At 64.8% G+C, this 18,415-nt stretch carries 19 protein-coding genes; 5 read left to right on the plus strand and 14 right to left on the minus strand.

Features of this window, described 5'->3' with window-relative positions:
- Positions 1 to 109: 109 nt before the first annotated feature.
- A complete protein-coding gene (locus tag AWB79_RS12415) occupies positions 110 to 4,975 on the minus strand; it encodes an NAD-glutamate dehydrogenase (protein WP_061167719.1) in 4,866 nt (1,621 codons plus the stop codon).
- A gap of 224 nt (positions 4,976 to 5,199) precedes the next feature.
- On the opposite strand from AWB79_RS12415, the gene AWB79_RS12420 reads away from it, so the two are divergent.
- Positions 5,200 to 5,628, plus strand: a complete 429-nt coding sequence (locus AWB79_RS12420; RefSeq protein ID WP_061167720.1) for a cupin domain-containing protein — start codon at positions 5,200 to 5,202, stop codon at positions 5,626 to 5,628.
- 3 nt (positions 5,629 to 5,631) lie between these two features.
- Here the strand turns inward: AWB79_RS12420 and AWB79_RS12425 are convergent, their stop codons facing one another.
- Together AWB79_RS12425 and AWB79_RS12430 are read right to left on the minus strand one after the other, a co-directional pair.
- The gene (locus AWB79_RS12425; RefSeq protein WP_061167721.1) at positions 5,632 to 6,126 is read right to left on the minus strand and encodes an LEA/WHy family protein; all 495 of its coding nucleotides are present in this window, start codon (positions 6,124 to 6,126) and stop codon (positions 5,632 to 5,634) included.
- Positions 6,127 to 6,152: 26 nt separating this feature from the next.
- On the minus strand, positions 6,153 to 6,674 hold the full coding sequence (locus tag AWB79_RS12430) for a metal-dependent hydrolase (RefSeq protein WP_061167722.1): 522 nt from the start codon (positions 6,672 to 6,674) through the stop codon (positions 6,153 to 6,155).
- A gap of 258 nt (positions 6,675 to 6,932) precedes the next feature.
- Between AWB79_RS12430 and AWB79_RS12435 the strand changes: the two genes are divergently transcribed.
- Positions 6,933 to 7,439 (plus strand): M48 metallopeptidase family protein, encoded by a 507-nt coding sequence (locus tag AWB79_RS12435; RefSeq protein WP_061167723.1) that lies wholly within the window; start codon positions 6,933 to 6,935, stop codon positions 7,437 to 7,439.
- A gap of 16 nt (positions 7,440 to 7,455) precedes the next feature.
- Here the strand turns inward: AWB79_RS12435 and AWB79_RS12440 are convergent, their stop codons facing one another.
- Positions 7,456 to 8,154 (minus strand): 4'-phosphopantetheinyl transferase family protein, encoded by a 699-nt coding sequence (locus tag AWB79_RS12440; protein WP_061167724.1) that lies wholly within the window; start codon positions 8,152 to 8,154, stop codon positions 7,456 to 7,458.
- Between the two features lie 33 nt (positions 8,155 to 8,187).
- Between AWB79_RS12440 and AWB79_RS40390 the strand changes: the two genes are divergently transcribed.
- Positions 8,188 to 8,523, plus strand: coding sequence for a DUF3562 domain-containing protein (locus AWB79_RS40390; protein WP_232470887.1), 336 nt, complete (start codon positions 8,188 to 8,190; stop codon positions 8,521 to 8,523).
- Positions 8,524 to 8,777: 254 nt separating this feature from the next.
- Positions 8,778 to 10,109, plus strand: coding sequence for an aminotransferase-like domain-containing protein (locus AWB79_RS12450; RefSeq protein ID WP_061167726.1), 1,332 nt, complete (start codon positions 8,778 to 8,780; stop codon positions 10,107 to 10,109).
- Here the strand turns inward: AWB79_RS12450 and AWB79_RS12455 are convergent.
- The 8 genes from AWB79_RS12455 to AWB79_RS12490 all read right to left on the minus strand — a co-directional run bounded on the left by AWB79_RS12455 (position 10,103) and on the right by AWB79_RS12490 (position 16,158).
- Positions 10,103 to 10,906: a nitrile hydratase accessory protein gene (locus tag AWB79_RS12455; protein ID WP_061167835.1), complete on the minus strand. Its 804-nt coding sequence runs from the start codon at positions 10,904 to 10,906 to the stop codon at positions 10,103 to 10,105. The two genes, AWB79_RS12450 and AWB79_RS12455, sit on opposite strands and share 7 nt — an antisense overlap.
- A 1-nt stretch (position 10,907) precedes the next feature.
- Positions 10,908 to 11,582 carry a nitrile hydratase subunit beta gene (gene nthB, locus AWB79_RS12460; RefSeq protein WP_061167727.1) on the minus strand — a complete coding sequence of 225 codons (675 nt, stop codon included), beginning with the start codon at positions 11,580 to 11,582 and terminating at the stop codon, positions 10,908 to 10,910.
- On the minus strand, positions 11,579 to 12,232 hold the full coding sequence (gene nthA, locus AWB79_RS12465; RefSeq protein WP_061167728.1) for a nitrile hydratase subunit alpha: 654 nt from the start codon (positions 12,230 to 12,232) through the stop codon (positions 11,579 to 11,581). The genes nthB and nthA overlap by 4 nt, the downstream gene beginning before the upstream one ends.
- Before the next feature lie 75 nt (positions 12,233 to 12,307).
- Positions 12,308 to 13,195: a GNAT family N-acetyltransferase gene (locus AWB79_RS12470; RefSeq protein WP_061167729.1), complete on the minus strand. Its 888-nt coding sequence runs from the start codon at positions 13,193 to 13,195 to the stop codon at positions 12,308 to 12,310.
- 131 nt (positions 13,196 to 13,326) lie between these two features.
- Entirely contained in the window at positions 13,327 to 13,566 is a 240-nt protein-coding gene (locus AWB79_RS12475) for a hypothetical protein (RefSeq protein ID WP_061167730.1), read from the minus strand.
- A gap of 233 nt (positions 13,567 to 13,799) precedes the next feature.
- Positions 13,800 to 14,306: a cupin domain-containing protein gene (locus AWB79_RS12480; protein WP_061167731.1), complete on the minus strand. Its 507-nt coding sequence runs from the start codon at positions 14,304 to 14,306 to the stop codon at positions 13,800 to 13,802.
- Complete coding sequence (locus AWB79_RS12485) at positions 14,303 to 15,124, minus strand: alpha/beta fold hydrolase (protein ID WP_061167732.1); 822 nt, start codon at positions 15,122 to 15,124, stop codon at positions 14,303 to 14,305. The genes AWB79_RS12480 and AWB79_RS12485 overlap by 4 nt, the downstream gene beginning before the upstream one ends.
- Complete coding sequence (locus AWB79_RS12490) at positions 15,121 to 16,158, minus strand: M14 family zinc carboxypeptidase (RefSeq protein ID WP_061167733.1); 1,038 nt, start codon at positions 16,156 to 16,158, stop codon at positions 15,121 to 15,123. The genes AWB79_RS12485 and AWB79_RS12490 overlap by 4 nt, the downstream gene beginning before the upstream one ends.
- A gap of 244 nt (positions 16,159 to 16,402) precedes the next feature.
- Here AWB79_RS12490 and AWB79_RS12495 point away from each other — a divergent pair, with 244 nt between their 5' ends.
- Positions 16,403 to 16,651: a DUF4148 domain-containing protein gene (locus AWB79_RS12495; RefSeq protein ID WP_061167734.1), complete on the plus strand. Its 249-nt coding sequence runs from the start codon at positions 16,403 to 16,405 to the stop codon at positions 16,649 to 16,651.
- A gap of 39 nt (positions 16,652 to 16,690) precedes the next feature.
- On the opposite strand, the gene AWB79_RS12500 is transcribed toward AWB79_RS12495, so the two are convergent.
- Positions 16,691 to 17,866, minus strand: coding sequence for an acyl-CoA dehydrogenase family protein (locus AWB79_RS12500; protein WP_061167735.1), 1,176 nt, complete (start codon positions 17,864 to 17,866; stop codon positions 16,691 to 16,693).
- Between the two features lie 75 nt (positions 17,867 to 17,941).
- On the minus strand, positions 17,942 to 18,322 hold the full coding sequence (locus AWB79_RS12505; protein WP_061167736.1) for a nucleotide pyrophosphohydrolase: 381 nt from the start codon (positions 18,320 to 18,322) through the stop codon (positions 17,942 to 17,944).
- Between the last annotated feature and the right edge of the window lie 93 nt (positions 18,323 to 18,415).

Below are 18,415 nucleotides of genomic sequence, written 5' to 3' on the forward strand. Positions count from 1 at the left end.
ACTTTGATACGGATACCTTATTTAATTGAGATTAAGGACACACTGCTTACTTAGAAAATAAGACGGGCGCCTTCCGGCGCCCGTCTTGTCGCTTCGCTGCGTGACCCGTTTACACCCGTTCCAGCACCGCCATCTCCCGCACGACGACCAGCAACATCGACAGGCTCGCGCCGCCGCTCGCTCGCAGTTCCGCAAGCAGCCGCGTATAGCGGTCGATCGCCGCTTCCCGCTTCGCGCGCCAGCTTTCTACGATCACATCCGCCGCATCGATGCCGCGCGACTGCTCGAGCGCGCTCACCGTCAGCGCCCGCTTCAGACGCGCGAGTTCTTCGAGCGCGGCCGCGCGCGCGAGCAGATCCCAGTGCGTCGCGATCGGCAACGCCATCGCGCGTTCGGCGATGCCGCGATAGTCGAGCAGCGTGCCGATGCCGAAGTACACGCTCGCGACCAGCTCCAGACTGCGGCCCGAGCAGGCCGCGACTTCCGCGCTGTCGAGAACGGCGGTTGCGATCTCGCCGCTGGCGACGCGCGCCGCGAGACTGCTCTCCACGCCCGCATCTTCCAGCTCCCGCCGGCGTCCGTACCACGCGTCGAGTTGCGCGGCCGGCAGCAGCGCGGGCAGTTGCGGCGCGAGCCGCTGCGCCGCCTCGCGGCAACGTGCGAGCAGGCCCCGCGCCTCGTTCGCGCCCGAACCGTTGTGCTTCAGATGACGCAGGAACCAAAGCGAGGTGTCATCGAGCAGGCGCACGACATCGACGAACATGCGCGCCTGCACTTCGTCCGCGACGATATTGTCGAGGCCGTCGATGCTGCGCCACAGATCGTCGAGATCGAAGACGTCGCGCACCATCAGCGCCGCGCGCACGATATCGCTCGGACGCGCGTCGGTTTCCTCCATCAGCCGATGCACGAAAGTGCAGCCCACGCGATTGACGAGCGCATTGGTCAGATGCGTCGCGAGAATCTCGCGCCTGAGCGGATGGCGCTGCATCGCTTCGCTATAGCGTTGCTGCAAGGGCTTCGGGAAATATTCGGGCAACATGTCGGCGACAAGCGCGTCTTCCGGCACGTCGGATTCGAGCAGCTCGTCATAGAGCCACATCTTGCCGTAAGCGAGCAGCACCGCGCGCTCGGGCGAGGTCAGCCCCGACTTCGCCGCCGCGCGCTCGGTGATCTCGTCGTCGTTCGGGAGGAACTCGATGCGGCGCTTCAACCGTCCCGCGCGTTCGAGATAGCGCATCATGCGCGCCTCCGCGTCGAGCGTCTCGGCGACATGGCGCTTGGCGATGGAAAGCGCCTGCGTCTGCGCGTAGTTGTCCTTCAGCACGAGCAGGCCGACTTCATCGGTCATCTCGGCGAGCAGCGCATTGCGTTGCTTCTCGGTCATCTCGCCATCGGCGACCACGAGGCCCAGCAGAATCTTGATATTGACCTCGTGATCCGAGCAGTCGACCCCCGCGGAATTATCGATCGCATCGGTATTGATGCGCCCGCCGTGCTGCGCGAACTCGATGCGTCCGAGTTGCGTCAGCCCGAGATTGCCGCCTTCGGCCACGACTTTCACGCGCAGCTCGGCGCCGTTCACGCGCACGCCGTCGTTGGTGCGGTCGCCGACCTGCAGATGCGTTTCAGCGCTCGATTTCACATATGTGCCGACGCCGCCGTTATAAAGCAGATCGGCTTCGGCGAGCAGGATCGCGCGAATCAGCTCGTTCGGCGCGAGCACCGACGCGTTGATGCCGAGCGCCGCCTGCGCCTGCGGCGAGACCGGTATCGACTTCGCGGTGCGCGGATAGACGCCGCCGCCCGTCGAGATGAGCGAGGCATCGTAGTCGGCCCAGCTCGAACGCGGCAGCGCGAACAGACGCGTGCGTTCCTCGAAGCTCGTCGCGGGATCGGGCGTCGGGTCGAGGAACACATGCCGATGATCGAACGCCGCGATCAGTCTGATATGGCGCGACAGCAGCATGCCGTTGCCGAACACGTCGCCGGACATGTCGCCGATGCCGACCACGGTGAAGTCGGTGGTCTGCGTGTCGAAGTTCATCTCGCGGAAATGGCGCTTCACAGACTCCCACGCGCCGCGCGCGGTAATGCCCATCTTCTTGTGATCGTAGCCGACCGAGCCGCCGGACGCGAACGCATCGTCGAGCCAGAAGCCGTATTCCTGCGAGATCGCGTTCGCGTAGTCGGAGAACGTGGCCGTGCCTTTATCGGCGGCGACGACGAGATATGGATCGTCGGGATCGTGGCGCACCACGTCGGGCGGCGGCACGATGCCGTCGGGCGTGCGGTTGTCGGTCACGTCGAGCAAGCCGCGCAGGAACATCTGGTAGCACGCGACGCCTTCGGCCAGAAACGCCTCGCGATCCGCAAGCGGCGGCGGATTCTTCACGACGAAGCCGCCCTTCGATCCGACCGGCACGATTACCGTGTTCTTCACCATCTGCGCCTTCATCAGGCCGAGCACTTCGGTGCGGAAATCCTCGCGCCGGTCCGACCAGCGCAGGCCTCCGCGCGCGACGCGTCCGCCGCGCAAATGCACGCCTTCCACGCGCGGCGCATAGACCCAGATCTCGAACATCGGCTTGGGCTCGGGCAGCCCCGGCACCTTCGACGGATCGAGCTTGAACGACACATACGGACGCGGCTGGCCGGCCGCATCGCGATGAAAGTGATTGGTGCGGACCGTCGCGGTGATGACGCCGAGGAACTGGCGCAGAATGCGGTCTTCGTCGAGATTGGGCACCTGATCGAGCGCCGCTTCGATGTCGGCGAGCACGCGTTCGACCGCATGCTCGCGATCTTCGGCGGAACCGCCGCGCGCAGGATCGAAACGCACCATGAACAACTGCAATAGTTTCTTCGCAATCAGCGGATTACCGATCAGCGCGCGCTCGATATACGCATCGCTAAAGGTCGAGCCGACCTGCCGCAGATACTTCGCATAGGCGCGCATGATGGTGACGTCGCGCGCGCCGAACTGCGCGCGCAGCACGAGCCGGTTGTAGTCGTCGTTCTCGATCTCGCCCGACCACACGCTCGCGAACGCGTTTTCGAACAGCGGCTTCACGCGGTCGATATCGAACTCGACGTCGTCCTGCAGTTCGAGGCCGAAATCGTGGATCCATGCGTTCGGCGCGCCGGTCGGCTCGATCAGATACGGGCGCTCTTCATCGACGCGCACGCCGAGATGCTCCAGCATCGGCAAACTGTGCGACAGCGCGATCGGATCGCCCGCGCGATACACCTTGAAGCGGAACGCGCGACGTCCGGCTTCGATCGGCCGATAGAGGCTCATCGAAAGTCCGCCGGGGCGCGTGTGCGTCGCCTCGATCAGCTCGATATCGCGCACCGCCGTGCGCGCCGGATAGTCCTCGCGATAGCCCGCGGGGAACGAATCCGCGTAACGTTGCAGCAGACGATTGCCGGCTTCCTCGCCATGACTGTCGATGAGCGCATCGGCGAGATCGTCCTGCCAGCGGCGCGCCACCTGCACGATGCGCGTTTCGAGCTCGCGTGTATCGACTTCGGGAATCGTGCCGCGATCCGCGCGCACGACGATATGAATGCGCGCCAGCGGCGACTCGGACAACAGCGGCGTGAATTCGATGCTCTTGCCGTTGAACGCTTCCATCAGCACTTTGCTGATGCGCCGGCGCAGGTCGGTATTGAACTTGTCGCGCGGCACGAACACGAGACACGACACGAAGCGGTCGAAGCGGTCACGCCGCACGAAGAGCCGCGTGCGCTGATGCTCCTGCAGCCGCAGCACGCCGATAGCGATATCGAAGAGCACGTCCTCGTCGGCCTGAAACAGCTCGTCACGCGGATACTGCTCCAGCACCGTGATGAGCGACTTGGCGAGATGCCCTTTTTCGAGGAAGCCCGCGCGCCGCACGATGTTCGCGCACTTGCGCCGCACGATCGGAATCTCGGAGGTCGGCACGAGATACGCGGTGGACGTGTACAGCCCGAGAAAGCGCCGCTCGCCGATCACCTTGCCATCGGGCGATGTGCGCTTCACGCCGACATAATCCAGATAGCCCGGCCGATGCACCGTGGCGCGCGAATTCGCCTTCGTCAGAAAAATGGGCGCCGCGCCTTCGATGATCGCGGCAGCGCCCGGAGGCAGCGGCGTCAGGTCGCCGGGCGCGGTCTGACGCAAACCTTCGCGCAGGATGCCGGTGCCCGATCCGGGCACGCCGCGCAACGCGGGACCGCCTTCGTGCTCGACGAGATCGTAGTCGCGCGAGCCGAGAAAGGTGAAATGGTCCGCCACCATCCATTCGAGGAACGCGCGGGATTCGATGCCGTCGGGCGTCGTGTCGCGCGTCTTCAGTTCGGCGATCGCCGTGCGCGCCGCATCGACCACCTTCGGCCAGTCTTCCACCGCTGCGCGCACGTCGCCGAGCACGCGCGCGATGCTGTCGCGCACTTCCTCCAGACGCTCGCCGTCGCCGCAGCGGTCCACTTCGAAATGAATGAACGATTCGAGCTCGGAATTGCCATCGCCCGCTTCGGCGTGACCCTGCCCGATGCGCTCGATCTCGCCCGCGTGCTCACCCTTGCCCGCGCGCCACACGCGAAACACCGGATGAATCGCCGAGTGCAGCGCGAGGCCCAGACGGTTCAGCTCCATCGTCACGGAATCGACGAGGAACGGCATGTCGTCGTTGACGATCTCGACCACGGTGTGATCCGAGTGCCAGCCGTGCTGCTCCAGATTCGGGTTGTAGACCCGCAGCACCTCGCGTCCGCGCACGAACTTCTGCGCCGTCTGCCAGTGCGCCATCGCGGCGCCGTAGAGATCGGCGACATCGCGGCTCGCGATATCTTCGACATCGACCTGCTCGTAGTAGTAACGCAGCAGCGGCTCGATGACCTTGAAGGCTGGCTCCGGCAACCTGCCCCGCGCGAATTCGAGGAGATCGTTGATGAGGTGTTCGACCCGCGCTTCGTTCTTGACCAGCATGGTGTCCTCCCGAGGCTTTCGGTTGCGATGCGGTTGCGGCACGCTCTTCGAAGCAAGGAGATTATGCGCCGGTGCGCGCCTTCGACCGCGCATCGGCCATGTGCGGTCGCACAACGGCAGTGCACGGCGCGTTCCCACAAATTAGCCGCGCAGCATGACCTTTGCGCGACACCGGCTTTGGGCTATCGTCGATGTCGGCGCGATCAGCCGACGGAGGAATCGCCATGCAGGACACAACCGCAGAAGCAGCGCAGCAAACGGTCGTCACCGTACGGCCGCAGGAAAAACTCGCAACGGTTCAGCATCTGCCGTATTTCATAGGACTTTCGGCGGCGACGGCGGGCACGCGCGGCCTGGCGATGCATCTGGTCGTCGTGCCGCCGGGCGGACGTGGGGAGCCGCATGTTCATGTCGGCTACGAGACGGGCATCTATATATTGGAAGGGCGCATCGAGACGCGCTATGGACCGGGACTGGCGGAATCGGTCATCAACGAGCCGGGCGACTTCGTGTTCATTCCGCCGGGCGTGCCGCATCAGCCGGTCAATCTGAGCGCGACGGAACCGGCCCGCGCGGTGATCGCGCGCAACGACGCCAACGAGTCGGACCGGGTCGTGCCCTACAATCCGGCGCAGGATGCCGCGGCTCGCTAAGCGTCAATTCGCCGGCGCTCCCATGCCCGGCAGATCGACGTAGCCGGAATCCGTGAAACGCGCCCCGCCGAACGCGCCGCCCGCGAGCTTGCCGCGCACCGCGTACGACACCTTGCTGACGGTGTTGCCGCTCGCGAAGCCGAAGGCCTGACGCGCGACCGAGAATGCCGACACCGTTACCGGCACGGTCAGCACGGTCTCGCCGAAACGCGGCACGCTGCCGCGCTGATCGCTCACGCCGCTCGCGAACGCGCGGCCGTTCAGGTCGAGATCGAGCGCGACGCCGTCGAAATCAACGGGCGAATCGTTCGGATTCTGCACCCGCAGCTTGACCGCGAAGCGCATTTCGAGCCCCTGCCCTTCGAGCGGCTCGATGCCCGCAACCGTCACGCGCATCGCGTCGCGATTGAAGAAGCCCGCGCAGCCGTCGAGCGCGAGCATCGTGAACATTGCGGCGAGAAAGAGAACGAAGCGGCGACGCGTGCAATTCGATGGCATTTTGACGTGACTCCTCGCGTTATCGATCAGAGCCGCAGCGCACCCAGCAGCATGCGGCCATAGGCATGATGAAACCAGACATCGTCGACGACGAAAAGCGCCGCAGCCCACGCACCGGCGACGATGATCAGATCGCAATGCCCGCTCGTCCACAGATTGAGCGAATGTCGCCCTGCGATCCACGGCACGCCGAGCGGATTCGGCCAGTCCGCGAAGAGATGCATGAGCCCGCCGCACGCGAAGCCGAACGCGGCCGGCGCGGCCGGATGCCGTCCGAGGAAATGATACGAGAGCGCCAGCAGCGCAATCCAGCCGATGCCCCAGTGCGTGAGCGTGCGATGCGTAATCCACAGCTTTCGCCTGCGCGTCCACCAGGCGACTTCGAGCCAGTCGGGCGCGGTCGCGCCAGCCATGCCGCCGATCAGCGCGAGCACGCCCGCGATCAAGTCGATACCCGCGCCGCCCGTTCGCGCCGATGCCGTCACGAGCGCCGCCGCGATGATGCCCGCCGCCAATCCGGTCGCGTGATGCGCCTTGCTCGATGCCATAAGAAGCCGTCCTGTCGCCCTTGCCGCGAAAGCGCGGAATGTTCGCACGCCCCATGCTGCGCCGGACTGGCTGAAACATAAACTTACGCAAATGCGAAGGCGGAAACACGCTTGTGATCACATCGAAGGCGAGTCTTCGCGCGCTTGACTAAAATGGTTGCTGGAGTGCTGCGCATTTCCCGCTGCGGACGCCCGACCGGCGCCCCACGCCTGCCTGCGCATTCAGGCATTGAACGCATTTATCGAAATTCCGCCGTCATGCAACACCTGAAATACCTGAGCGCTTACCCGAACACGCTGCAGGACAAGGTGCGCCGACTGATCGCCCAGCAACAGCTAGGCGCGTACCTCGACGCACGCTATCCCGCCAGACACGCGGTTCAGTCCGACCGCGCGCTCTATGATTATTGCTCGGACCTGAAGCAGGAATACCTGCGTGTCGCGCCCGCAATCGACAAGGTCTTCTACGACAGCAAACTCGATGTGCTGCGTCATGCGCTCGGCCTGCATACGGCGATCTCGCGCGTGCAGGGCGCGCGGCTCAAGGCGAAGAAGGAGATTCGCATCGCGTCGCTGTTCAGGGACACCGCGCCGGAGTTTCTGCGCATGATCGTCGTGCACGAGCTCGCGCATCTGAAGGAAAGCGATCACAACAAGGCGTTCTATCGGCTGTGCGAGTTGATGCAGCCAGGCTACCACCAGATCGAATTCGATCTTCGCCTCTATCTGACGCATCGTGATCTCGTGCGCACGCGCGCGACGTGAGCGCCATCGTTGCGAATCATTCGGACCACGCAAGCGCCGCCGCATAACCGGCCGGAGCGGCGAGCGCAACCGCATCGAACGCGCCGGCTTCGCGCGTTATCGCGAAGCCCGCTCCGTTGCGTGGCAGAACCGAAAAGCCGTGCATCGGGACGGCCGTTCCGCCGATGCCCGCGCCGTGCGCCTTCAACACCGCTTCCTTCGCCGTCCAGCAGTCGAAAAACCCGCCGCTTCGCGCAGCTTCGGGCATCGCCTCGATCTCGCGGCGGTCGCGCTCCGCCAGCACCATCGGGGAGAGTTCGCGCCAATGAAAGTCCGCTCGCGCGGTTTCGATATCGACCCCCACGCGCCGCGCGTGTGACACGGCAATCAGTCCATAGGCGCCCGAATGCGATAGGTTGAAGTCGGGCGCGTCCGGCTGCGACAGATGCGGCCTGCCGTTCTCGTCGGCGTTCAGAAGCAGACTCGCGGCGTCTCTGCCGGTTTCGGCTGCGAGCACGTGGCGCAGCGCGCAGCGCATGGTGACGAAGCGCGCCGCATCTTCGTGGCGCAGGAAGCGCGCGGCGCGCGCGCGTTCGCTCGCGTGCAAGACGGTGTATGCGGGGCCGTCGAGCGGTGCGGCGAGATCGATCCTGACGAGCCACGCGCGCACGTCGCGCGGCGTGTCGGCGGGAAGCGGGATCGGCTTGCTATCGAAGGGAATCGTCGCTTCGGTCATTTAAGTGCGGCGCTGCCGCATCGGACAGAATGTTTGGCCCAGACGTTACCACAACGATCTTCGGGCATCGGCCGTGTCGCGCGTCTGCGAATCCCCGATAGTTCATTTCAATTGGAAGCCGGACAACCGGGCGGGTTTAATCGCAATTCCCGCAACGGTGCATACGCCGAGGAGCGCGAGATGGTTCAATCAGCCGTCGACGAACTCGTACGATCGATCGTTGAAGACACGCACGCATCGCCCGAAACCGTGTCGAGGATATGCGCCGAGCTTTTGGCCCAGTTCGAGGAAGAGGCCAAGATCATGGATTACATTCCGCTGTTTGTCGCAAAGCGCGTTCGCGCCTATCTGAAAGCCGATTTCGCCTGAATCGCATCGAAGCTCGCCAGCGCCGATTCACCTGATGTTCTCGCCCCGCTGAGATTCGATCTGCTTCACTAGAGCGGGCGGCAACGATACATGGTGCTCGGCGTCGGCGCCGGCCTGCCCCTGGTTGAGCGCCCATCGGATGAACGAGGCTGATCCTTCGCTTCTCGCGGCACGAGGACGAACACAACACCTGCGATCGGCCATGCATGGGCGCCGGGTCGATACAATCGAATGATTGTCATGACTCCGCCGCCATGCCCGATCTTCGCTATAAAACGCTGGTCGACCACCTCGCCGACGATATCCGCACGGGTCGTCTGCGCCCCGGAACGCGCTTGCCCACTCACCGCGATCTGGCTGCGCGCGAATGCGTCGCTCTGGTCACCGCAACGCGCGTGTATGCGGAATTGCAGGCCATGGGACTGGTAAGCGGCGAGACAGGGCGCGGCACGTTCGTCAAAGAGCCTTTACCGCGCGGGCAAGGAATCGATCTCCAGGCCTGGGGGACGGACACGGTGGACCTGAGCTTCAACAATCCGTCGTTGCCCGCTCAGGCCGGGCTCTTGAGGACGGCCCTGCGCCAGCTTGCGCTCGCGGGCGACCTCGAATCCCTGCTTCGCTATCAGCCGCATGGCGGACGCGAACACGAGCGGGCGATAGTCGCACGGCACCTGACGAGTCGAGGACTCGAAGCGACGGGCGCAGACACCGTCCTCGTGAGCGGCGGCCAGCATGGACTGACGACGACGGCCATGGCTCTTCTGGAACCCGGCGACGTCGTGGCCGTGGATACGCTGACTTATCCGGGGTTCAAGCTTGCCGCCGAAGCGAATCGCCTCGAACTCGTGCCGATACCCGCTGCCGGAAGCGGCCCCGATCCGGACGCACTGACGGCCTTGTGCAAGCGCCGGCGCGTACGCGCGCTCTATACGATGCCCACGCTGCACAATCCGCTCGGCTGGGTCATGAGTGCGACCCGGCGACGCGAGCTGGTCGCGATTGCGCGGCGGCACGGCCTGATTCTCATCGAAGACGCGGCTTACGCCTTTCTCGCCGAAGACGCGCCGCCACCGCTCGCGTCGCTCGCGCCGGAATCGACTGTCTATGTATCGAGCTTCTCGAAGAGCGTAGCGACCGGACTACGCGTAGGCTTCGTGCACGCGCCCACGGAATGGATTCCGAAGCTGGAGCGCAAGATTCGCGCGACCACCTGGAACGTTCCCGCCACCATGACAGCGATTGCCTGCGGATGGGTCGAGGACGGCACGGTTGCCCGGCTCGAAGCCGAAAAACGCAAGGACGCCGCACAGCGCCAGTCTCTCGCCGCGCGCGTATTGAGCAAGGTCAGGCGGATTGGCCATCCTTCGTCCTACTTTCTGTGGCTGCCGCTGGAACAGGAAGTCCGCGCGGACGCAATCGCAATGGCGCTGATGCGCGAGCGGATATCGGTCTCGACCGCCCATCCGTTCGCGACCTCGCCGCATGTGCCTCACGCCATCCGCCTGGCGCTCGCGTCGGTCGATATGCCGACGCTCCGAAGATCGCTCGAAATCGTCGCCCGGGTCATTGCCGATCACACTTACTGATCTCGTCGACGCATCGAGTCCGGATGCAGCAAGAGTCGCGGCAGCCCGTCACGCCCGATATGAACGACCGCGTTCTGCCCGAATTCGATCATCAGCGCATCGGCGATTTCGAGCGTCGCGCCGAGCACCAGATAGCTCGCTTCGATCCATGTTCTGGCTGCGTTCATGCCCTCGCCAGGCAGCGCGCGAAGCCCCAACGCTTCGATGCGCAGCATCAACGCGCGTTGCCGCTCCGCGTTTTCTTCGGGCGACAGTTCCTGGCTGAACGGATTGAAGGCCGTGACGAACACCGCGCTCTCGACCGCATGACGCGCGAGCATCGCCGCCACCGCATCGTTCGCGACACCGACCATCATGTCGATGTCCGGCTGCCCCGCAATGCGATAGATCGCCACGTTGTATGCGTGGAGCATGGCCGCGGGCAACGGGCGCCCGAGCAAGATCGGCTGGCCGTGCGGCGTGCTGCGCGCGGCCTCGTCCCATTCGATGCGGCGTTGCGCCAGCGTCTCCGCGCTCACGCAGCCTTTCGCCGCCGCGATGCGTTCCAAAGCGCTCAGCCAGTGCGTGTAATACGTGTCGCCGCGATCGGGATCGCCGGCTGTTTGCGCTTCGCGGATGGCATCGCTCAACGCGTGCGCCCATTCCTTCCACGTAAACACTCCGCGCTCGTACAGTGCGAGCGTCATCGCGAAGGCCTGCGCTTCCCACGGCGCGCGAAACACGGGGCCATCGTCATCGAATGGCAGTGCCGGCAAGGCGGTGCGAAGTTCTTCCAGTTGTGATTCGTTCAATATCATGTCAGGCGCTTGCTGCATGCAGATAAGGCTCCCAGCAATCCACGCATACCGAAGACGCGGTCGTGTCCGGCCCCCAAAGTTCGGTGGCGTCGAAGCGCACGGTGTAGAGCCAGTGCGGCTGCTCGCCCTGGCCAAGCGCGTTGGTGTCGGGAAACACATGCGTGCCGCGCACAGCGACGACCCGCCCCCGCTTGTCGCGGCAATAGCGCGGCAGACGCGTGTGCGTCGGCGGATTCATGAGCTTCGTGCGCACTTCGTCGCCGATGGCGAAGCGCGCAGTCGATGTGGCCGGCCGGTCGACCGGCGCGCCGCGCAAGAGCGCCGCGCTCACGTCCGCCGCCTTCAGCACGCGCACATTCGGCTTCGCGGCCGACTGCGAATGGCCGCTGGCGATTTCATCGGCGCTCGCGAGCCCCTTCGCCATGAGCAGCTTCTTCAAACCCTCGAACCAGATTTCGTAGTAGCTGCTGCCGAGATATTGCGCGGGCGGCAGGCTTTCGCGCGCCGCGCGCGAGGTGTCGATGTTCCATTGGCCCGTCGCGCCCATCGCGAGCGTGACGGCCAGCACGCGCCGCTCCCACTCCGCATGAAAGGGCGAAGCGCCGGGCGCGTCGCATGCGTCGGCGGCGACGGGGCCGAAGGCCTGCATGCCGCCCATGTCGTGTGCCGCGTTCATGCCGCTGCTCCCTTTCCTTGCGATGGATCGAGCGCGAGTCCCGTGCCGATCATCGAATCGCGCGTGACGAGATCGGCGAGCGCGTCTTCGTCGAGGTGATCGGCGCCGGCGGGACGCAGCGGGATGACGAGATAGCGGACTTCGGCGGTCGAATCCCACACGCGCAGCTCGACATGCGCCGGCAACGCGACGCCGAAATCCTCAAGCACGCCACGCGGATCGATCACCGCTCGCGAGCGATACGGCGCCGACTTGTACCAGACCGGCGGCAAGCCGAGCACCGACCACGGATAACACGAACACAGCGTGCAAACCACCATGTTGTGCACGCTCTCCGTGTTCTCAAGCGCGACCATGTGCTCGCCCTGTCGGCCGGTGAAGCCCAGCGATGCGATCGCGGCCGTTGCGTCATCGAAAAGCCATGCGCGAAAAGCCGGATCGCGCCACGCCTTCGCGACGACGCGCGCACCGTTGCGCGGTCCGACCTTGTGCTCGTAGGTTTGAATGAACACGTCGAGCGCCTGCGGATCGATATAACCCTTCTCCACCAGCAGCGACTCGAGCGCCTTCACGCGCAGGTCCATCTCCGGCAGGACACTGCCGGCGTGGTCGTGATCGTGTTCGTGATGATGACGATGATCGTGGCTCATGAGCAGTCTCGCGAGGGACGCAGACGTCACACGTTACCGGACTGCGCGCGCACGCGCAAACGCCACGGCGCGGCTTCAGCCCAGCTCGAACGTCGTCACGCCGAATACGTTCGCGAGCGGCACGTCGGGCGCCGCGCGCGTGTACATGCGCGCGGTTTCGAAGACGCTCGTCATGTCGTGTTCGAGTGCGAGCGCGACGGCGGCGGGATTGCTTTCGGGGACATCGAGAAACACGGCGTCGCCGGGCACGCCAGCCACGAGCGCGCGATACAGCGCGCGTGCCGTGCGAAGCTCGTGGGCGAACAGCGGACCAATCTTGTGGCCGCTGCCGCAGCGCCGGATTGCGGCGAAACCGCGCAGAGCATCACCTTCGAGCGCGACGAGCGCACGCACGTCCCCGGGTGGCTGCGCGAGCCATGCGTGGAGAAACAAGGGGCGTGGGCACGCGAACATGCGCGTGTCGTAGGCGAGCAGACGTTCGAGGGGAACGCTGCCCGCATCGGCAATCGTCACGCCATCGACCGGCTCGTCTTCCGTTGACGCGACGCCCTGATATCGCACATTGCGATACGCCAGCACGAAGCCCGACTTCCGATAGTTGGGCTGCTGCGCCAGCACGCCATCGAGCCCGATGTTGCGCGTGCCGAGATACGCCATGCCCGCGTTCCACAAGCGCATGCCAAAGCCCTTGCCGCGCCATTCGGGACGCACGATATACAAGCCGATGAAGCCGAACGCGTCGTCATAGGCGACCGCCGAGATACAGCCGATCGGCGCGTCATCCCACGTGCCGAGGAAAAAGCCTTGCGGGTCGGCGGCGAGAAAGGCGCGTGCATCGTGGAGGCCGGGGTTCCATCCTTCCGTCGCGGCCCAGTCGAGCGCGGTTTCGACATCGGAGGGCGTCATGCGACGCACGGCGAAACGAGGGTCATCGGGAGTAGCGCGGGATGCGACGGATGACATGCGGCGCGCCTTGTCGAATTGAAGGTGCCTTCAGTGTCGCGCGTTTTTGGTGCAGGGAAAAGTGCAGCGATGAAGAGGAACAGTGGAGGATGAGACGAACGAAGAGAGGGGACGTGCGTGCGCCGTCCCGCTCAGGAATAGCCTTGACGTCGTTCGCTGCGGCTGAAGCTCTGGCGCGAGCGCCAGTCTTCCGAGCGCAGGACGTACTCGCCGTCCTCGCGCGCTTCTTCCTCGGAATCGAAGCCTTCGTCGCTATAGGCGACGACCTTCATTCCGCCTCCAGCGGCTCGTTCGACGGTAATACCCCAATGCCACCCGCCTTCCTGATGGAAGACGTGCAACGTCGGATTCGACGATGTTGTCAGTTCCATATATGCGGCTCCTTCAAGCCGGCGCCCGATTTTCCGTGTCCACGCCAGGGCGGCACGTGCCGCCCTCAGAAAGAGCATACGCAATGCGATGCTGCGTTGCAACACGAGGTTACCCTAGGCGTGACGCGCATCGCACTCTTTCGACGCGATCTGATCGCAAAAATGGAACAAATGCTCCCAACAGTCGCCAAGATGGCGAATATGCCCGAGTGTCGGCATCGTGCTGCCCGGTTTCATTCGCCATCCCAGTAGCCGAGCGAATCGCTCGCGCGGAAGACTGCGCGCAGCCCTTTCACGCCCGGTTCGTCGAAGACGAGCACGGCCTGACGGCCCGTATCGGGATATTCGACGACTTCCGGCGACTGCATCGTGCTGATGGCGAGGTAGCGCAATGTCAGCGTCCCCGTGTTCACGATCTGATGCGCCGTTTCGGGACCGCCCGGCGGACACGCGATGACATCGCCCGCGCGGATCGAGTGCGATTCTCCGCCGAGACGCACTTCGCCCTCGCCTTCGACAACGAAGAACATCTCCTCGTTCACCCGATGATGATGAAACGGAAACGCCCGTTTGCCCGGCTCCAGCGCGATCAGGCTGTAGCCGAGCTTGCTCGCGCCGAGCACCGTGCCGATGCGCGCGATGCGCGGCGCGAAACGTTCGGCGGCATCGCCCGTCGGAGCGAATTCGGGCGGGAGCGGCTGGGGATCGAGTGCATCGAGATTGATGATGGCAGGCTTCATGGTCCAGTGAATTGAGGTTTGGTTGTCACACGCGTGTCACACACGCTCGGATTCGTTCGTGCTTCGTCGAGCCACGCGGCGATTGCGCGACAGGTCCAGTCGGGATCGTCGTGCGGCAGATCATGACCCGCCCACGGATGCACCGCATGAGCCACGCGCCAGTGCTTAGCGATACGCACGGAACAGACCGGATCGACAAGCCGGTCCGCCGCAGACGACAACAGGAGCACCGGACAGCTCGGAGCCTCGCGCGAAGCGCGAAAGCGCGCAGCCGCGCCGAGCTGACGCAGTGCATCGGCCGCGCTTGCGCCATGCGTGCGCCGCACCCGCGCCCATTGCGCGATGTCCGCATCTCGCGAGTCGCCGCGATTGCAGGTCAGGCAATGAATCAGCGCCTCGCATGCTTCCGGCTTCGACCAGTTCACAGCAATACGCGCAAGCATTGGCCATGCCGCGGGAAGAAGCCGTTCGTGCAGGCGCGCGTACGGGCGCATGCTGGTGTTGATCAGCACGAGCCGCTCGATCTCGCGCGGATGCCGTTCCGCCCACGCGGTCGCGACCATCGCACCGAGCGACATTGCGAGCACGCGACATGGCTCACGCACGCCGAGCGCGGCGGCCCGCGCGCGTACGAAGTCCATCATGGAATCGACGCGCAGGGGCGCGGCCTGCCCGCGTTCGACGCCATTGCCCGGCAGGTCGATGTACGCGACGCGCTCGTCCGCGCCGACAATCCCGTGCGCCGCGAGCGCGGCGTCGAAGCCGCCCCAGTGACGCGCCTCGCGCGTCAGGCCGCGCAGCAGGATCCACTGACTCATGGCACGTCCGTGCGGCACCAGTGCTCGCGCGCCCGCCGCATCACTTCTTCGCGGGCCGCGCCGCTCGGCAGCCAGCGACGCGACGAAAACGCGGCGCGCGTCAGGAAATCGAAGAAGTTCGGATGACGCCGCAACACGCGCCGCGTGCGATGCGCCTTGACCGGATTGAAGATGCCCAGTCGCGAGAACAGTTGCATCGGATTCTTGCAAATCCAGCGCCACGAGCCGAGTTCGAGCGTCATCGGCAGGAAGATGTCGGGTGCGCGCGAACGGTCATAGGCGAAGTCCCACAGGTCGCCATGCAGCAGGTATTGATGACTTTGCGGCTCGAATGCATAGCCGTGATGCGGATACGATTCTTCGAACATCGTCTTCAGCAGGAACATTTCCGGCAGATGCGCCATTTGCCGCTCGGTGCGCGCATAGGGAAACCAGATGCTGTCGTCCCAGCCGAAACCGGAATGACAATCCAGCGCGAACGAGAGCGGACGGGACATCAACTGTTCCTCGACGACCGAAAGGAGCGCGGCGCTCTCCGCTTCCATGCGGCCGTCGACCGATCCGCGATACCACGGCAGCCACGGCCCGATGCGCTGCCCGCCCGCCAGAAACGGCACGCGGCCTTCGGCGCTTTGCGGCGCGTTGCGCATCAGGTCGACGCCATTCGGATTCGAGCGCGTGCGCGCAAACATGCCGCCGGGATTGACGATTGGCATGAAGATGAGACGGATCGAGCGCAACTGCTGATGCAGCGTGTCATCCCATTCGAGACGCCGCAGCAGCGCACGCATGTATTCGAGCACGAGCTGCGTGCCGATGCATTCGAGCCCGTGCACGCCGCCGAAAAAGCCGATGGCGGGCGCCCGCGGATCTTCCGAGCCGATCGACGCCGTGAGCAGCGGAAACGCGCGCTGGCGTGCGCGCACTTCGCAGACCGTGCGCCAGGCGAAGCGCGCGCCGCCCGCGACGCGGATCGCCTCCAGTTCGTCCATCTCCGGAAAGCTGCTGGTTACGGTGACGCTCGAGGTGCTCATGACTGCGGCCTGTTCTCGTGTGTTCGTTTTCTCAGGCGATGGTTGTGCTCCATACGGCGCTATCCCGGCGCTTCCTGCCCGAAGGAATCGAGTATAGGGCGGATGGTCAGCACACGGCAGTCCGTGGCATGCGATGTGCGACGCACAAGTACAGGCACAGGCGCGCGAGAAAAAGCTCTCCTGCCCTTTTGCGTTCCGTCACCTAGAATGAAGTGACCGTTCCACACGGTACGAGGTATTCGTCATGACATCCATCCCCCGCTTGATTCTCGGTGCGCTGACGCTGTGCTGCGCGGCATCCGCTTTTGCGCAACCGCAGACGCCCACCGATCCGAACGCACCGAAAACGCGCGCGCAGGTGCGGCAGGACTATCTGCAGTGGCGCGCAGCCGGCTACGATCCGAACGACTGGCTGAACTACCCGGACAACGCAATCCGCGCCAGCCGGATCGTTGCGCAACGCGAGGCTCAGGGCAACGCGAACGTGCATTGAGCGACGCTGTTGCAGCAGGTCTGAGCCGATTTGTCAGTTTCATTCGGCACGCGGCTTCGCGCCGCGCAGGATGCGCCGTGCGATGCTGAAACGATGCACCTCCGACGGGCCATCGTAGATGCGAAATGCGCGCATGTCCGCGAAGATCCGCGCGACGACGGTTTCCTGCGTGACACCCTGCCCGCCCAGCACCTGCACCGAACGGTCGACCACGCGCCACAACGCCTCCGACGACACCACCTTCGCGATGCTCGATTCGTGCTTGCCGAGCACGCCCTGATCGAGCACCCACGCGCAATGCCAGATGGCGAGGCGCGTGATGTGCAGATCCATTTCGTTGTCGGCGAGCATGAAGCCGACGCCTTCGTGCTCGCCCAATGTCCTGCCGAACGCCTGGCGATTGCGCGCGTGCGCCGTCGCGACATCGTGCGCGCGCCGCGCCGCGCCGAGCCAGCGCATGCAGTGCGTCAGGCGCGCCGGTGACAGCCGCACCTGCGCGTAACGAAATCCCTCGCCCGCTTCGCCGAGCACGTTTTCCTTCGGCACGCGCAGACCTTCGAAGCGCACCACGGCGTGGCCACCCGGAAAGCACGTGTCGAGCGAATCCATCGCCCGTTCGATGATGATGCCGGGGCTCGTCATGTCGGCGAGGAACATGGTCGCGGGACCGTCGGCGAACTTCGCCATGATGATCGCGAATCCCGCGCCTTCCGCGCCCGTGATGAACCACTTGCGGCCGTCGATCACGTAGTCGTCGCCATCCGGAACCGCAAGCGTCTGCAGCATCGCGGGATCGGCGCCCGCGCCCGGCGGCGGCTCGGTCATGCAGAAGCACGAGCGGATCGAGCCCTCCGCGAGCGGACGCAGCCAGCGCTCCTTCTGCTCCGGCGTGGCGATCGCCTCGAGCAGATGCATGTTGCCTTCGTCCGGCGCCGCGATGTTCAGCGCGACCGGACCGAGCGGCGAATACCCTGCCTCTTCGAACAAGATGGCTTTCGCGACGTGATTCAGACCGAGCCCGCCGAACTCCGGCGAGACATGACTCGCCAGAAGCGCGGCCTTGCGTCCCTTCGCGATCAGCTCGGCGCGCAGCGCCTCGTTCGGGCCATGTGGCGTGCAGCGCGGATCGCGCTCGAACGGCACGATTTCCTCGGCTATGAAGGCACGCACGCGCGCCTGAAGATCGATCAGTTCGGGCGAAAGCGAAAAGTCCATCGACTGTTCTCCAAGGAAACGAGTGGCCAGCTTAACCGCGCGGACGGGGCGCGCGCCAGTCGCGGTTTTCCCCGCTCATTCGTCGTATTCGGTGTATTTGCGGGCGTCGCCCTTCACCTTTTGCGCCGGATACTTCGACCGGTTCAGCGCCATCTTTTCGATCAGCGCGCGATGCAGGTCGACGTCGAGCGCATCCGCCAGCATGACGAGATACGCGAGCACGTCCGCCATCTCGTGACGGATCGCGCGCAGCTTCGTTTCGTCGAGTTCGTTCTTGTCGCCGGTGGCGATCCACGTGAACGGCTCCAGCAACTCGCTCGCCTCCACCGACAGCGCCGCCGCCAGATTCTTCGGCGAGTGAAACCGGCTCCAGTCCCGCTCGCGGACGAACTCGCGCAGCATGTCGCGCATCTGGACGAGTTCACTCGTGACTTCCTGCTGATTCTGCTGCTCCATGCGCTTCCTCTGATATTTCGTTGCGTGCGATGCGTAGCTTAGCGCGCCGGGCCGCGGTGTTCGTCGTTCAGCGATCAACTACGCCTTCTTTGA

It is taken from the genome of Caballeronia hypogeia (genome assembly GCF_001544875.2).
Taxonomy (GTDB): domain Bacteria; phylum Pseudomonadota; class Gammaproteobacteria; order Burkholderiales; family Burkholderiaceae; genus Caballeronia; species Caballeronia hypogeia.

Coding starts and splice junctions, on each gene's coding strand:
- AWB79_RS12415 (WP_061167719.1), bottom strand. CDS start 4,975: ATGCTGGTCAAGAACGAAGCGCGGGTCGAACACCTCATCAACGATCTC.
- AWB79_RS12420 (WP_061167720.1), top strand. CDS start 5,200: ATGCAGGACACAACCGCAGAAGCAGCGCAGCAAACGGTCGTCACCGTA.
- AWB79_RS12425 (WP_061167721.1), bottom strand. CDS start 6,126: ATGCCATCGAATTGCACGCGTCGCCGCTTCGTTCTCTTTCTCGCCGCA.
- AWB79_RS12430 (WP_061167722.1), bottom strand. CDS start 6,674: ATGGCATCGAGCAAGGCGCATCACGCGACCGGATTGGCGGCGGGCATC.
- AWB79_RS12435 (WP_061167723.1), top strand. CDS start 6,933: ATGCAACACCTGAAATACCTGAGCGCTTACCCGAACACGCTGCAGGAC.
- AWB79_RS12440 (WP_061167724.1), bottom strand. CDS start 8,154: ATGACCGAAGCGACGATTCCCTTCGATAGCAAGCCGATCCCGCTTCCC.
- AWB79_RS12450 (WP_061167726.1), top strand. CDS start 8,778: ATGCCCGATCTTCGCTATAAAACGCTGGTCGACCACCTCGCCGACGAT.
- AWB79_RS12455 (WP_061167835.1), bottom strand. CDS start 10,906: ATGATATTGAACGAATCACAACTGGAAGAACTTCGCACCGCCTTGCCG.
- nthB (WP_061167727.1), bottom strand. CDS start 11,582: ATGAACGCGGCACACGACATGGGCGGCATGCAGGCCTTCGGCCCCGTC.
- nthA (WP_061167728.1), bottom strand. CDS start 12,232: ATGAGCCACGATCATCGTCATCATCACGAACACGATCACGACCACGCC.
- AWB79_RS12470 (WP_061167729.1), bottom strand. CDS start 13,195: ATGTCATCCGTCGCATCCCGCGCTACTCCCGATGACCCTCGTTTCGCC.
- AWB79_RS12475 (WP_061167730.1), bottom strand. CDS start 13,566: ATGGAACTGACAACATCGTCGAATCCGACGTTGCACGTCTTCCATCAG.
- AWB79_RS12480 (WP_061167731.1), bottom strand. CDS start 14,306: ATGAAGCCTGCCATCATCAATCTCGATGCACTCGATCCCCAGCCGCTC.
- AWB79_RS12485 (WP_061167732.1), bottom strand. CDS start 15,124: ATGAGTCAGTGGATCCTGCTGCGCGGCCTGACGCGCGAGGCGCGTCAC.
- AWB79_RS12490 (WP_061167733.1), bottom strand. CDS start 16,158: ATGAGCACCTCGAGCGTCACCGTAACCAGCAGCTTTCCGGAGATGGAC.
- AWB79_RS12495 (WP_061167734.1), top strand. CDS start 16,403: ATGACATCCATCCCCCGCTTGATTCTCGGTGCGCTGACGCTGTGCTGC.
- AWB79_RS12500 (WP_061167735.1), bottom strand. CDS start 17,866: ATGGACTTTTCGCTTTCGCCCGAACTGATCGATCTTCAGGCGCGCGTG.
- AWB79_RS12505 (WP_061167736.1), bottom strand. CDS start 18,322: ATGGAGCAGCAGAATCAGCAGGAAGTCACGAGTGAACTCGTCCAGATG.